The organism is Acetobacter sp. AN02 (assembly GCF_029759835.1).
Classification (GTDB): domain Bacteria; phylum Pseudomonadota; class Alphaproteobacteria; order Acetobacterales; family Acetobacteraceae; genus Acetobacter.
Map to the genome: position 1 here is coordinate 1 of NZ_JAJJND010000010.1, position 13465 is coordinate 13465.

A 13465-nucleotide genomic window follows, 5' to 3' on the forward strand; every position below is an offset into this window, starting at 1 on the left:
AAAACAGGAGACATACACAATCAGGCCGGGTCAATTGCTCATGAAAATCCCGGGTCAGTTCTCAACGAAAATCAACAGTCTGCAGTCGATCCAGTATCAGCGTAAGCAGGAATACGAAATCCGGCGGCCTGCGCTGATCACGATTCTTCCCGACCAGGCCGTCCAGAGATTTCTCCAGCGTGGCCCCGGTGATTTCGTCAACCTTTCCGATGAACGCAGGGAGGCCGGACGCGAGCTTGCTGCAAGGGAAATATCGCGCATTATCCGCCTTATTGAATCCGGGCCGATTGGATTGCAGTTCAGCGTCCTGACCGAGAGCGAGAATTCCACAAACTGCGTTCTTCTCAGGGGACGCGAGAAAACCATGCTCGCGATCAATCCTTTCCGCTGTGATGCCAGCCCGTATATCTCGACCGGTGTGTCGCTCGTCACGAGCGCACCGGAAGCGGTGAACGCACATCAGAAAGTTGTTGAGGATCTGTGGAAGAAATCCATCAAAGGTATGGAAGCCGCCCAGTATCTCAGAGGTCTGCTTGCGGAGAACGGATTTCAGTGATTGTCTTGGCTCTCCGATAGTTTACCGTGCGGAGGGCCGGAATATATGTCACCCCTGATTCAGGCAGAGAATGTTATGGCTCTCCTGCAGTCCGGTACTCCGGCCGGACGCGTCGCTGTTTTTGATGCGACGGCGCGTCTCCCCGGGCAGCAGGATGATCCTCAGGAAGTCTATCTTCTGGGTCATCTGAAAGATGCTGCAAGGTTTGATATCGACGTTTTTGCTGACGTGGATACGGCACTTCCGCACATGGCCCCGTCAGCCGGTCGGTTTGCGCGCCTTGCGGGCGAGGCCGGACTGACACGTGACGACACGGTTATACTGTATGATCAGGGAAATACCGCTTCGGCCTGCCGTGCGTGGTGGCTGTTCCGCCTGTTCGGTCATGAAAAGGTATTCATTCTTGATGGCGGCCGTCCGGCCTGGGAGGCAGCGGGCGGGGAGTGTGTGACAGGAAGCGTCCCGGTTGCTGAAAAAAAAGTCTATGAGACCCGCCCGAAAATGAGCCGACTTTCCGGAGCAGGTGACATGCTGCGGAATATAGACACAAAAAATGCCCTTGTTCTTGATGCACGGCCCCAGGCGCGGTTTGAGGGGGCGGCTCCGGAGCCCCGCCCCGGGCTTGCCTCAGGCCACATACCCGGCTCACGCAATCTTCCTTATGGCGGCCTGCTGGATCAGAAAGGCTGCTTTCTTCCGGTTGATGAACTTAAGAAAATCCTGAACGGCAAAGGTGCCGAGCCGGATCGCACGATTATCGCCACCTGCGGGTCAGGGCTTTCTGCGGCCGTTATTGTTGTTGCGGCCGAACTGGCCGGATTTGCGGACACATCCCTTTATGACGGCTCCTGGACGGAATGGGGTGCGAGGTCGGGTCTTCCGGTAGAGCAGGGTCCGGAGCGCGTCGTATGAGCAGTCATGAAGAAGTGTCCCGGGGATGGGAGCGCCTGGCTACGCTGCTGATCCGGGCAGGACGCGACGAGAATCTTCCTGCTGAGGGAAAATTCGTTAATCCTCCGGTGACGCGCGGCTCAACCGTTCTCTTCCCTGATCTTGCCAGCCTGAATGCACAGGGCATGAAGCGGTATGATCACGAGGCCATCTATGGCGCGATGGGAACTCCGGTGCAGCACGTCCTTGAGCGTGCGGTCGCTCTGGTTGAGGGAGGAGAGGATACGCAGATCGTCTCGTCCGGTCTGTCTGCCTGCACGACCGCGCTGCTGACTTTTACGGCATCCGGGGGGCACGTGCTTATTCCGGACAGCGCATACGGGCCGACCCGGCGTTTTACGGATACGATGCTCAGGCGATTCGGTGTGGAGACCACATATTATCCTCCCTGCGTGTCAGTGGCGGAGATGGAGCGCCTGATCCGGCCCGAGACGCAGGTCATTTTTGCGGAAAGTCCGGGAAGCCATACTTTTGAAATTCAGGACATTCCGGCGCTGTCCGATCTGGCTCATCGGCACGGCGCGCTTCTGATACTGGATAACACATGGGGGTTCGGAATTTTCGAGCCTTTCCGCCATGGCGTGGATGTCTCCGTTCAGGCTCTGACGAAATATGCTGCAGGACATTCCGACGCGATTATCGGAGCGCTGACAGTTGCAGATAAGACACTGTGGAAGCGGCTCCGCGACGCGGCCATTCAGCTCGGGCAGCTTGCCGGGCCGGATGAATGCTGGCTGACGCTCCGTGGCCTTCGCACCATGAGTGTCCGTCTGGCCCGACAGTCCTGTTCCGCGCTGGATGTGGCGCGCTGGCTGGCAGACCGGCCGGAGGTGGAGCGGGTGCTGCATCCTGCCCTGCCTGATTTTCCCGGATATGAGCTTTGGAAGCGGGATTTTAACGGAGCAGGGCCGCTGTTCAGCGTCGTTCTGAAGGAACGCTATAGCCGTAAATCCATGGAAAACATGCTGGACAGCCTGCATCTTTTCGGAATCGGAGCCTCCTGGGGCGGGTTTGAGAGCCTTGTCCTGCCAACGACAGGATCCGTCAGCCGCACGGCTACGGAAGCACCGGTTCAGGCGACGTTCAGACTGAATATCGGGCTTGAATCCGTCCGGGATCTCTGTGGCGATCTGGAGCAGGGATTCTCGGCTCTGAACGGTTCCTAACGCTGGCGGAAAGCTGCCGCTTCCAGCACATGCGGCGGCCTGATCACATCTGAACTGTCGAGGTCCGCGATCGTGCGGGCCACGCGCAGGAGCCGTGTGAAGCCGCGTGCTGACATACGGAATTTTCGTGAGATATCCGCAAGGAATTTTCTCGCGTCCTCGGTCGTCTCGCAAGCCTCAGGCGCGGCTTCCGCGTTCCTGCGGCCTTCGTTCCTGTGATACTGGCGCGTCCTTGCCTCGAGCACGCGTGCGGCAACCGCGGCGCTGTTTTCAGAAGGCGGAGCATAGAGAATATCAGCCGGAGAAAGCGGTTCTGCAGAAACCTGCAGATCAATACGGTCCAGAAGAGGACCGGACAGCTTGCCAAGGTAATCTTCTCCGCAGCGGGGAGCCTTCCGGCACTCCCGGGCAGCATCCCCGAGATAGCCGCACCGGCACGGGTTCATCGCGGCAATAAGCTGAAACCGGGCAGGGTAGGTGACATGGGCCGCGGCACGCGCAATCACGGCCTCTCCGGTTTCAACCGGTTGCCTTAAAGCCTCGAGCGCCTGACGGGAAAATTCAGGAAGCTCATCCAGAAACAGAATGCCTCTGTGAGCAAGACTTACCTCTCCGGGCTTTGCCCGGGCGCCGCCACCGATCAGCGCAGGCTGACTGGCCGAGTGATGCGGAGCGCGAAAGGGAGGACGCCTTACAGGCAGGCCTGAGGGAAGAAGACCTGCAGCGCTGTAGATACGTGTTACATCCAGTGTTTCACGCAAGCTGAGGTCTGGCAGAAGACCGGGGATGCGCGCAGCCAGCATGGATTTTCCGGTTCCCGGCGGCCCGCACATCAGCAGGGAATGTCCGCCCGCGGCAGCAATCTCGGCAGCACGACGGGCTGACTCCATACCCCGGACATCTGCCATATCGGGAGCCGCCGCGTCCTGAACATCTGCCTCGCATATTGCACCTGCCGGCGGAGACAGAACCTGCTCACCACGGAAATGACTGATGACGGCCTGCATGCCCGGTGTGGCCAGAATATCCCGGTTGCCACCGAAGATTGCCTCTCTTGCCTGGGATGAGGGGCAGATCAGGCCAAGCTCAAGCGCAGAGGCGCCGACGGAGGCTGAAATGACATTCGCTACACCGTTGATCGTGCCGTCCAGAGAAAGCTCACCGAACGCGGCATAGCGTCCGAGTTCCTCTCCGGGAATGACGTTCATGGCAGCCAGAAGAGCCAGAGCGATCGGCAGATCGAAATGCGATCCCTCTTTCTGCAGATCGGCAGGAACGAGATTGATCAGGATACGCTTCGGAGGCAGCGCCATTCCGAGAGAGGCGAGGGAGGCACGGACACGCTCACGTGCCTCTCCCACGGCCTTATCAGGCAGACCGACAATCAGAAACGCAGGAAGCCCGGTTGCCACCTGCACCTCGACCCAGACGGGAACCGGTTCGATTCCCGAAAAGGCAAAGCTGCGTATGCGTGTGTTGATCATAGCGATCCCGGTTCATGCCCGGGATGCGCGCAATCAGACACCGCGATAGAGCAGGCGGGCGCGGATCGTCCCCTCCAGAGCGCGCAGACGCTCCAGAATGTCGTGATCCCTGTCGGTGCTGCCGCCAGTATCGGCTTCCACCACGACATAGCCGACCTCTCCGTCCGTCTGCAGATACTGCGCCGTGACGTTGCATTTCTCGCGGCTGAAGATGTCGTTGATGGCGGACATAATGCCCGGGACATTATGGTGGACGTGCATGAAGCGTGTTCCGCGCGGGCCGGTCGGAAGCTGAACCGACGGAAAATTCACGGCTCCGAAGGTCGATCCGATGTCGGAGTATTCAACGATCTTCTTTGCAACCTCAACGCCGATGCGCTCCTGCGCCTCAACGGTCGAACCGCCGATATGCGGAGAGAGGATCACGTTATCCAGCCCCTGCAGCGGAGAGGAGAAGCGCTCTCCGGCCACTTTCGGCTCGGCAGGGAAGACATCGATGGCCGCACCCAGCAGATGCCCGGATTTCAGTGCCTCTGCCGCCGCATCAAGGTCGATCACATTGCCACGGGCGTTGTTGATCAGGAACGAGCCGCGCTTCATCGTCGCGATCTCTTTCGCGCCGATCATGTTTTTCGTGGAGGGCAGGGCCGGCACGTGCAGGCTGACCACGTCACTCTCATGCAGCAGTTCATCAAGAGAGGTGGTCGGAGAGGCGTTACCGTGACCGAGCTTGTCCACTACGTCATAATAGATCACGCGCATGCCCATGGCCTCAGCCAGCACCGAAAGCTGCGAGCCGATAGAACCATAGCCGATAATACCGAGCGTCTTGCCGCGCACCTCCCAGCTGTTCGTGGCCGATTTATCCCATTCCCCGCTATGGCAGCCGCCTGAGCGCGAGAAGATTCTCCGCATCAGCATCACGATCTCACCGATGACGAGTTCGGCTACGGAACGGGTATTGCTGAAGGGGGCATTAAACACCGGAATTCCGAACTCCCGCGCGGCATTGAGATCGACCTGATTGGTGCCGATGCAGAAGCAGCCGATGGCAAACAGACGATCCGCACTTTCAATGATCTCACGGGTCAGCTGCGTGCGGGAGCGGATTCCCACGACATGCGTCCCGTGCAGCGCCTCGCGCAGCGCTTCTCCTTCGAGCGCACCTTTATGACGCACGACGTTCTCATAGCCGCTGGCCTTCAGCAGAGCGACCGCGCTGTCATGGATACCCTCCAGCAGGAGGATACGGATCTTGTCTTTAGGGAGGGAGAGAAGGGGAGCCATAAGCCTCGCTCATCACTGTTACGCGGCCCGGCTTTCTCCGATGTCCGAAGACATTCTGCACACACGGAGAGAAACGCTCCTTTAACCGGGCGGGAGGCGGTGTGTAGCACGTTCTTTCCGGCGCCGGAACCGTGCTCAGTGCAGGGCGGTTTTGAGAGAAGTGACGGCCTTGTCCAGAAGATCACGATTCCCGACAGCAAGAACCGTACCATCGCCGTTAAAATCCAGAGGCTTACCCGACCAGTCAGTCATGCATCCGCCAGCCCCCTCCACGACGGGCTGCAGGGCCGCCCAGTCCCAGGGCTTCATGTCACATTCGGCAATGATATCGATCTGCCCGAGCGCCAGAAGTCCGTAGGCATAGCAGTCTCCGCCCCAGCTGACCCGGCGGCAAGCCTGCTTCAGCGTGGCCCAGGTAAAGCATTCAGGAGCGGATTCAAGCATCTCCGGAGAGGTGCAGCTCAGTTCCGCATCTCCAAGCGAAGGGCAGGGACGGGCTGCTGCAGGAAGCGGTGTCCTGTCCTGATGCCACATGGCAGGGCGGAACAGAGTCTCGCGGCCCGCAACTCCGATCCAGCGCTCACCCGTAACCGGCTGATCGATAATGCCGATCACGGGTCTGTTCTCATACATCAGAGCGATTAATGTGCCGAAAACAGGCCGTCCGGTGATGAAGGCGCGCGTGCCGTCCACGGGATCGAGCGTCCAGCAAAAGGGTGAGTCCGCGTTGGTGCGTCCGAACTCCTCACCGAGAATTCCATGATCCGGATGCAGCTCTTCCAGAAATGCCCGCATGACACGTTCCGCACCGCGGTCAGCAACGGTCACCGGAGAGGCATCGGCCTTGTTATCCGCGTGCAGGGGCGCGCGGAAAAGCGGCCTGATCACGGCACCGGCAATATCCGCAAGCATGAGAGCAGTCTTCAGGCAGGATTCTGTCTGGTCCGGGGTCATTTTCCGGTATCCTTATCCGGGGATTTCAGGCTGGAAAGCCATGCAATCAGGGCGGCACGCTCTTCAGGAGCCCGGATGCCGGCAAACATCATTTTCGTTCCGGGAGCCATATCAGCCGGAGAATTCAGCCAGGTGTCCAGACGTTCATGAGTCCAGACCCCTCCGAGTTTTTTCAGTGAATCGGAATAGGAAAAATCCTGCACCGAAGCCACCTTCCGGCCCGCCACACCCCAGAGCGGCGGTCCCATCAGGGACGGGCCTGCGGGTGTATAGCTGTGGCACATCGCGCAGTTTTGCTCCGCAATGGTCCTCCCCTTATCGATAAGAGCATCATCCTGCGGGGCAGGAGGAGACTGTTCTGCCGCAGCCGCATCTTCTTTCGGGTTCATCTTCGCGGACTGAAGCCAGGCAACGATATCGGATCGGGTCCGGGCATCGTGAACACCGGGAAATGCCATGCGTGTGCCGGGAGCGAAGTCCGCCGGAGAGGACAGCCAGTCATTGAGCTCTCCGGTCGTCCAGTGCCCGCCTTTGCGGGACACAAGTGCTGCGGAGTAATCATATCCGGACCGGGCCGCCATGCCACGCGAGGCGACGCCATACAGGTCCGGCCCCACCATATCCGGCCCGTCCGGAGCGAAGCTGTGGCACATGGCGCACTGGGCTGCCGCCGCCGCCGCACCGGCCTCAGGATTGCCCGGGATGGTATTCTCCGGTCCGGAGGAGTGGCTGTCCGTCTTGTCTGCCCCGGGCATCTTCAGGGACACAGGGACCGGTGTCGTATCCGGCACGGCCAGAGAGCCGGCCAGCCAGCACATACCGCCTGTTCCGGCCACGATCACCGCGGCCATGGCAATGCGGTTCAGTGAAATAAAATCCATAAGTCTCAGCAATATCCGGAGTCAGGCGGCGGGCTGTTGCGCCGGGGGAAGGTCTTTTCTAAAGTGCGGGCCGTTTTCTGTGAAGACGGCTCGTTGCAGTCTCGCATCTTTATCGTGGTTTTCATCCGCTCATGATCCGCCCTCTGATTGTTATCCCGGCCCGAATGGGCTCTTCCCGTCTGCCCGGGAAACCTCTGGCAGATATTGCGGGACGCCCGATGATCCTGCACGTGGCCGAGCGCGCCAGGGTATCCGGGGTCGGGCCTGTCGTCGTGGCTGCGGCAGAAGAGGACATTGCCGCCGTCGTCCGTCATGCGGGATATGAAGCCGTGCTGACCGCACCGGATCTGCCCTCGGGATCGGACCGGGTGCTTGAGGCCGCGAGGATCGTTGATCCTGAAGAAACACATGACGTGATCATCAACCTTCAGGGCGATCTTCCTCTCCTTCGCCCCCGGGATCTGTATCGCGCGCTTCTTCCGCTGCAGGATGAGGCGGTTGATATCGGCACGCTGGTGGCACCGGTCACGTCTGAAGAGGAGGCTGCTGCGGAATCCGTGGTCAAGACGGCATGCAGCTTCGGTCCGGAAGACGAGGAATGTGCGCGGGCGCTGTATTTTTCGCGGAACATCATCCCATGGGGGCAGGGGCCTTTATGGCATCATGTCGGAATCTATGCGTGGCGGCGCACGGCGCTGAACCGTTTTGTATCTCTTACGCCATCAGGTCTGGAGCAGCGTGAGAAACTTGAGCAGCTCAGGGCGCTGGAGGCCGGAATGACGATAGGCTGCGCGCGTATTGCGGATGCACCGCTGGGTGTGGACACTCCCGCCGATCTGGAACATGTCCGCCGTGTGGCAGAAGAGGAAGGCCGGTCATGACCCGGAAGACAGAGAATATTATCGCCTTCCAGGGACGGCCCGGAGCCTATTCCGATCTGGCCTGCCGCCGTGCCCGGCCAGGCTGGACAACACTGCCCTGCGAAACCTTCGCGGATGCCATCGCCGCCGTCCATAACGGTGAGGCGGAGCAGGCCATGCTGGCGTGCGAAAATACGCTCGCCGGACGAGTCCCCGACATTCACGCGCTCCTCCCTCAGGCAGGGCTGCACGTCGTGGGTGAGTTCTTTCAGCGCGTCGAACACTGCCTGCTGGGCGTGCCCGGAGCGCAGATCAGTGACATAAAACGCATCCACACTCATCCCGTAGCCATGGATCAGATCCGTGTATTGCTGAAAGAGCTCAAAGCCCAGCCGGTTGTGGAATTTGACACGGCCGGCGCAGCCGAGCTTGTCGCCGGATGGGGACGCAGGGAAGATGCAGCCGTTGCGTCCGAACTTGCCGCTGAGATGAACGGGCTGAGCATACTGCGCCGGAACGTGGAGGATGCCGCCCACAACACGACGCGCTTTTATATCGCGGCCCGGGAGCCGGTGCAGATTGCCGCAGACGCACAGGACGTCATGACAACGGTCCTGTTCGGGGTGCGGAATATCCCGGGCGCACTTTACAAGGTGCTGGGCGGGTTCGCTACGAATGCCATTAATATGACACGGCTGGAAAGCTACATGCTTGACGGCTCCTTTGTCGCAACCCAGTTTCTGCTGGATGTGGAAGGAAAGCCGGATGATCCGGCACTGGAAAGAGCTCTGGCGGAACTCGAGTTCTTTTCCGAGCAGGTCCGGATACTGGGCGTCTATCCGGCCTCACCGTTCCGCAAGAAAGATATCTCCCCCGGGCTTGCAGCCTGATCCGTCCGCAGCAAGAAAAATGACAAGGCAGTAACAGATGGCCGTTCAGCTTTCCGGGTCCATTCCCGCTCTGATCACCCCGATGAACAGGGGCGGGTCCCTTGATCTTCCGTCTTTCGAACGGCTGATCCGGCATGTGATCGATGCCGGATCGACAGCAATTGTCCCCGTGGGGACAACGGGCGAAAGCCCGACATTGTCCCATGATGAGCATCACACGATTGTCGAGAGCGCGATCAGGAACGCAAAAGGGCGTGTGCCGGTGATCGCAGGCGCGGGATCAAACAGCACGAGCGAGGCGATCGATCTTGCGAAATATGCCGAGTCGGCCGGGGCAGACGCCATCCTGAGCGTTGCGCCGTATTACAACAAGCCGACGCAGGAAGGGCTGTATCAGCATTTTGCGGCGATTGCGGATTCAATCCGTATCCCGGTGATTCTCTACAACATCCCCGGCCGCTCCGTGGTTGAGATTTCCGTGGAAACCATCGCGCGTCTGGCTTCAATCGGGAATATCATCGGAATCAAGGACGCTACGACCAATCTGTTCCGGCCGTTGCAGGTGCGTCAGGCTGTTGGTTCGCAGGATTTCACGCAGCTGTCCGGAGAAGACGGAACTGCCGTGGCGTTTCTGGCTGCGGGTGGTGCAGGCTGCATCAGCGTTACGGCAAATGTTGCGCCGGAGCTTTGCGCCGGAGTGCAGTCCCTGTGGCAGGAAAGGAAGATTTCCGAAGCGATTGCGCTGCAGGATCGCCTGACACCGCTGCACGACACCCTGTTTTGCGAAAGCAATCCGGGTCCGGTCAAATATGCCGCCAGCCTGCTGGGTCTGTGCGGAGAGACCTGCCGCCTGCCGCTCGTGCCTCTGTCTGATGCCTCGAAAGCAAAAGTGAGAGCGGCCCTTGTGTCTGCAGGTCTTCTGAACTGAACGAAACATGGCAGAGAAAAAAAACAAAAGCGGTCTGATCGCGCACGGCATCGCAGCCCAGAATCGGAAAGGTCGCTTCAACTACTCCATTGAGGAGACGGTTGAGGCCGGTCTGGTCCTGAAGGGGCCGGAAGTGAAAAGCCTGCGTATGGGACGTGCAACGATCACGGAAGCTCATGCCGGGGAGCGCAATGGTGAGCTCTGGCTGTTCAACAGTTTTATTCCCGAATATCAGGGTGGTGTTCTGTCGCGATTCGACAGTCGTGCCCCGCGTAAACTTCTCCTCCATAAGAAACAGGTGGAGCGTCTCCTTGGTGCCATTTCCCGCGACGGGGCAACGCTGGTGCCTCTCGATATTCACTTCAATACACGCGGTCTTGCAAAAGTGACGCTTGGTCTCGGCCTGGGACGCAAGAAGGCTGATAAACGTCAGGCGATTGCTGATCGGGACTGGCAGCGGGATAAAGCCAGGCTGATCCGGAACAAGGGGAAGGATTTCTGATCCTGAACACCGGTCCGTCAGGGTGTTACAACTGATGTTTTCCAGACAATAAAAAACCCCGGAAGAGATCTTCCGGGGTTTTTCGTATCAGGCTGAAAGCCCGGCTCAGTCGAGAGACAGAGCGGCCGCTTCCGGACCTTTCTGGCCCTGCACGACCTTGACGTTCGTCGCCTGACCTTCAGCAAGGCTGTTCAGGCCGGAACGCTCCAGAGCAGAAGCGTGGACGAAAATGTCCTTACCGCCGCCGTCCGGCGTGATGAAGCCGAAGCCTTTGGTCGCGTTGTACCATTTGACGATACCACGGATTTCCTCGGCATCAGACAGATCCGGAGCGGGACGCGGGGCGCGGGCACCACCGAAGCCACCGGCTCGCGGGCCTGCAGGAGCACGGGGACGCTCCGGCTGCGCAGTGCTCTCATCAACGGAAAGAACCTCTGCAACCTGGCGACCTTTCGGACCCTGGCCAATGCGCACTGAAAGCGTCGCACCCGGGCTTGCGCTGCTGTAGCCTGCCTGGGAAAGAGCGTTGGCATGCAGGAAAACGTCGCCTGATCCGTCAGCCAGCTCGATAAAGCCGAAGCCTTTCTCGCCGTTGAACCATTTGACGGAGGCGTCAATGGCCGGGCCGGATGCGATCACCTGCGGGCCGCCTGCACCGCCACCGGGACGACGCGGGGCAAAACCACCGCGATCACCGCCGCCGCCATAAGGCGACTGGTAGGCAGGGCGCTCTCCATATACGGGGCCGCCACCACCCATAAAATCATCATCAAATCCGCCGCGGCGGGGGGAGCGGGGGCTGCGGTCGGTCCTGTTACTTCTCAAGGGTCTTGATCCCGGGGTCTGACTTGGCGACAAGGTCGCGTCTGGTGAAATGAAACTTCCCGAGGGGGAAATGCGGCCCGGAGAATACTCCCCGGCGCAGTCACGACCAAAGCACAGACAGGGCACACGTTTCTACTATCTTTTACGTCATTGATGGAAGAAAAGATGAAATTACTGCAATAATTGCTCTGTCTCAAAAAAATGGTCTTTTCCCGGAGACACCGTTGCAGATTAGCCATAGTTTCCGAGGCGTTTTTTTCCGAGGGCTTCCTGCCGTTTCTTCTTTAGATTAATCAGCGGTCATCAGGGTTGTATCGGGTTTTCCGGAAATAACAGGCAGAGGGAATGGAATGAGACAGGATATCCGACTGACAAAGCAGAAGATTCTTGTCTCTTTGATGGCTATCGCCGGACTGACACCTGTTTCGGCAGCGATGGCGACTCCGCTGCAGGATAAGCAGGGAACCTGGACAATCCAGGGCGAGAACGACGCCGTCTCGACGCTCAACGGCACGTCTGACCAGTACTATACGTCAGGTCTGCGTGTGAACTGGACGTCCGGAACCGATAATCTCCCGAAACCCTTTGCGGATATGACCAGCGCGATTCTCGGAAAGGGGATGCAGAGGGTCAGCATGGGAATCCAGCAGCTGATCTTCACCCCGAGCGACACGCAGATAGCCGTGCCATCTTCGCGCGACCGGCCCTATGCCGGTCTGCTGCTGGGAACGGTGAATTTTATCAGTGATACTGACCTGTCACGTGGCATTTTCGGTATTCAGGCAGGTATGATGGGGCCGTCCTCCCTGGCGCGCCAGGTGCAGAACGGTTTCCATGGCGCCATCGGCGATACGAAAAACAAGGGCTGGAGCCATCAGCTCGCCAACCAGCCGATCTTTCAGATCCAGTACGGACGGATCTGGCGTCTTCCGGTCGCACGAATCGGCAGCGAATCACGCGGGATCAGCTTTGATGTCCTGCCCGCCGCCTCAGCACGTGCGGGCGACTACCGAATCTCCGGAACACTGGGCAGCACCTTCCGTTTCGGGCAGGGACTGGATTCTGATTTCGGTATTTCCACGATCGGAGACGGAACCGACGGCACCAACGCCTACAAGGCCACGCGCCCGTTTGCCTGGTATGCCTTTGGCGGCGTGAACGGCACCGTTGTCGGCTACGATGCAACGCTTCAGGGCAACACGATGCGCAGCAACTCCCCGCACGTGGATATGAAGAGAACCGTCGGACAGATTCGTGCCGGTCTGGCCGTCATGTTCTACGGCGTCCGCCTGTCCTATGCCCAAGTTTGGGAGACGCAGGAATTTACAACAGCCCGCTCCGGACTGTTTAACTACGGCTCGCTGATGCTTTCGGCTAAATTCTGATCAGATACTGCCCGGGGGCTGCGAATCCGGGAGGGCGATCGTTGGTCGCCCGATCAGATACCCCTGGATTTCCTCGCAGCCATGGGCGTCCAGGAAGCCAAGCTGTTCCTCTGTCTCCACGCCCTCAGCACAGCATGTCATACCCAGAGCGTGAGCCATATAGAGTGTTGATCGCAGAATCGTTTCCACACGTGCATCAAGCCCGAGGCGGCTGACAAAAACACGGTCCAGCTTGATCTGATCGAACGGCAGGTTGATCAGTCTCTCCAGAGACGCGATTCCCGTTCCGAAATCATCCAGAACGATCCGCACCCCAAGGGCCCGAATGCGCGCAAGCTCCCTGCCGGCACTTTCTGCCGGACCGAAATCACCTTTTTCCGAAAACTCGATCTGAAGACGCGCAGGGTCCAGCCCGCTCTCCTGCAGAGCGGTCGCGACAGTGGCGGCAACTCTTTCCGTTGCAAGCCAGGCAGGAGACACGTTAACGGAAACACCGACGGGCTGAACCCATTCCTGAGCCAGACGGCAGGCCTGATGAAGGACCCAGCGGTCAATATCCTCAATCAGGCCGCGCTCCTCGGCACAGGCGAGAAAAACATTCGGATCGACGTAATCATGTTTCGGGCGCTTCCAGCGAACCAGCGCCTCGAACGCAACGACATGCTCGGTCCCTGTTTCCAGGACCGGCATCCAGTTAAGCAGAAAATCACCCTGCCGGATTGCGGCTTGCAGGTCTTCGTGCATCGTCATGGTTCTTCAGGCCGCCGGTTTCTCAGGTAGGAAAGTAAGAAAAAAA

14 protein-coding genes are annotated in these 13465 nt (G+C 59.3%); 8 read left to right on the forward strand and 6 right to left on the reverse strand.

From position 1 onward, the window contains the following. Positions 1 to 40 precede the first annotated feature (40 nt). From LOC54_RS02230 to metC, 3 genes are read left to right on the forward strand one after another with little or no spacing between them, the layout of a single operon-like run. A complete protein-coding gene (locus tag LOC54_RS02230; RefSeq protein ID WP_279312191.1) occupies positions 41 to 556 on the forward strand; it encodes a hypothetical protein in 516 nt (171 codons plus the stop codon). A gap of 45 nt (positions 557 to 601) precedes the next feature. Beyond that, on the forward strand, positions 602 to 1468 hold the full coding sequence (locus LOC54_RS02235) for a sulfurtransferase (RefSeq protein ID WP_279312192.1): 867 nt from the start codon (positions 602 to 604) through the stop codon (positions 1466 to 1468). Continuing rightward, on the forward strand, positions 1465 to 2673 hold the full coding sequence (gene metC / locus LOC54_RS02240) for a cystathionine beta-lyase (protein ID WP_279312193.1): 1209 nt from the start codon (positions 1465 to 1467) through the stop codon (positions 2671 to 2673). The genes LOC54_RS02235 and metC overlap by 4 nt, the downstream gene beginning before the upstream one ends. Here the strand turns inward: metC and LOC54_RS02245 are convergent. From LOC54_RS02245 to LOC54_RS02260, 4 genes are all read right to left on the reverse strand, one after another. Beyond that, complete coding sequence (locus LOC54_RS02245; RefSeq protein ID WP_279312194.1) at positions 2670 to 4157, reverse strand: YifB family Mg chelatase-like AAA ATPase; 1488 nt, start codon at positions 4155 to 4157, stop codon at positions 2670 to 2672. The genes metC and LOC54_RS02245 overlap by 4 nt on opposite strands. 33 nt (positions 4158 to 4190) lie before the next feature. After that, positions 4191 to 5444, reverse strand: coding sequence for a phosphoglycerate dehydrogenase (gene serA, locus LOC54_RS02250; protein ID WP_279312195.1), 1254 nt, complete (start codon positions 5442 to 5444; stop codon positions 4191 to 4193). A gap of 135 nt (positions 5445 to 5579) precedes the next feature. After that, positions 5580 to 6398 carry an inositol monophosphatase family protein gene (locus LOC54_RS02255; RefSeq protein ID WP_279312196.1) on the reverse strand — a complete coding sequence of 273 codons (819 nt, stop codon included), beginning with the start codon at positions 6396 to 6398 and terminating at the stop codon, positions 5580 to 5582. Beyond that, positions 6395 to 7279, reverse strand: a complete 885-nt coding sequence (locus LOC54_RS02260) for a cytochrome c family protein (RefSeq protein WP_279312197.1) — start codon at positions 7277 to 7279, stop codon at positions 6395 to 6397. Before LOC54_RS02260 ends, LOC54_RS02255 begins: the two co-directional genes overlap by 4 nt. Before the next feature lie 134 nt (positions 7280 to 7413). Here LOC54_RS02260 and LOC54_RS02265 point away from each other — a divergent pair, with 134 nt between their 5' ends. From LOC54_RS02265 to smpB, 4 genes are read left to right on the forward strand one after another with little or no spacing between them, the layout of a single operon-like run. Beyond that, positions 7414 to 8160 carry a 3-deoxy-manno-octulosonate cytidylyltransferase gene (locus LOC54_RS02265; RefSeq protein ID WP_279312225.1) on the forward strand — a complete coding sequence of 249 codons (747 nt, stop codon included), beginning with the start codon at positions 7414 to 7416 and terminating at the stop codon, positions 8158 to 8160. Beyond that, positions 8157 to 9029 (forward strand): prephenate dehydratase, encoded by an 873-nt coding sequence (locus tag LOC54_RS02270; RefSeq protein WP_279312198.1) that lies wholly within the window; start codon positions 8157 to 8159, stop codon positions 9027 to 9029. Before LOC54_RS02265 ends, LOC54_RS02270 begins: the two co-directional genes overlap by 4 nt. A gap of 37 nt (positions 9030 to 9066) precedes the next feature. Next, positions 9067 to 9957, forward strand: coding sequence for a 4-hydroxy-tetrahydrodipicolinate synthase (gene dapA / locus LOC54_RS02275; RefSeq protein WP_279312199.1), 891 nt, complete (start codon positions 9067 to 9069; stop codon positions 9955 to 9957). A 7-nt stretch (positions 9958 to 9964) separates the two neighbouring features. Further along, positions 9965 to 10459 (forward strand): SsrA-binding protein SmpB, encoded by a 495-nt coding sequence (smpB, locus tag LOC54_RS02280; protein WP_279312200.1) that lies wholly within the window; start codon positions 9965 to 9967, stop codon positions 10457 to 10459. Between the two features lie 105 nt (positions 10460 to 10564). On the opposite strand, the gene LOC54_RS02285 is transcribed toward smpB, so the two are convergent. Further along, entirely contained in the window at positions 10565 to 11284 is a 720-nt protein-coding gene (locus LOC54_RS02285) for a cold-shock protein (RefSeq protein ID WP_279312201.1), read from the reverse strand. A 350-nt stretch (positions 11285 to 11634) separates the two neighbouring features. On the opposite strand from LOC54_RS02285, the gene LOC54_RS02290 reads away from it, so the two are divergent. Next, on the forward strand, positions 11635 to 12669 hold the full coding sequence (locus LOC54_RS02290) for a lipid A deacylase LpxR family protein (RefSeq protein ID WP_279312203.1): 1035 nt from the start codon (positions 11635 to 11637) through the stop codon (positions 12667 to 12669). Here the strand turns inward: LOC54_RS02290 and LOC54_RS02295 are convergent, their stop codons facing one another. After that, positions 12670 to 13419, reverse strand: coding sequence for an EAL domain-containing protein (locus LOC54_RS02295; protein WP_279312204.1), 750 nt, complete (start codon positions 13417 to 13419; stop codon positions 12670 to 12672). Positions 13420 to 13465: the final 46 nt, after the last annotated feature.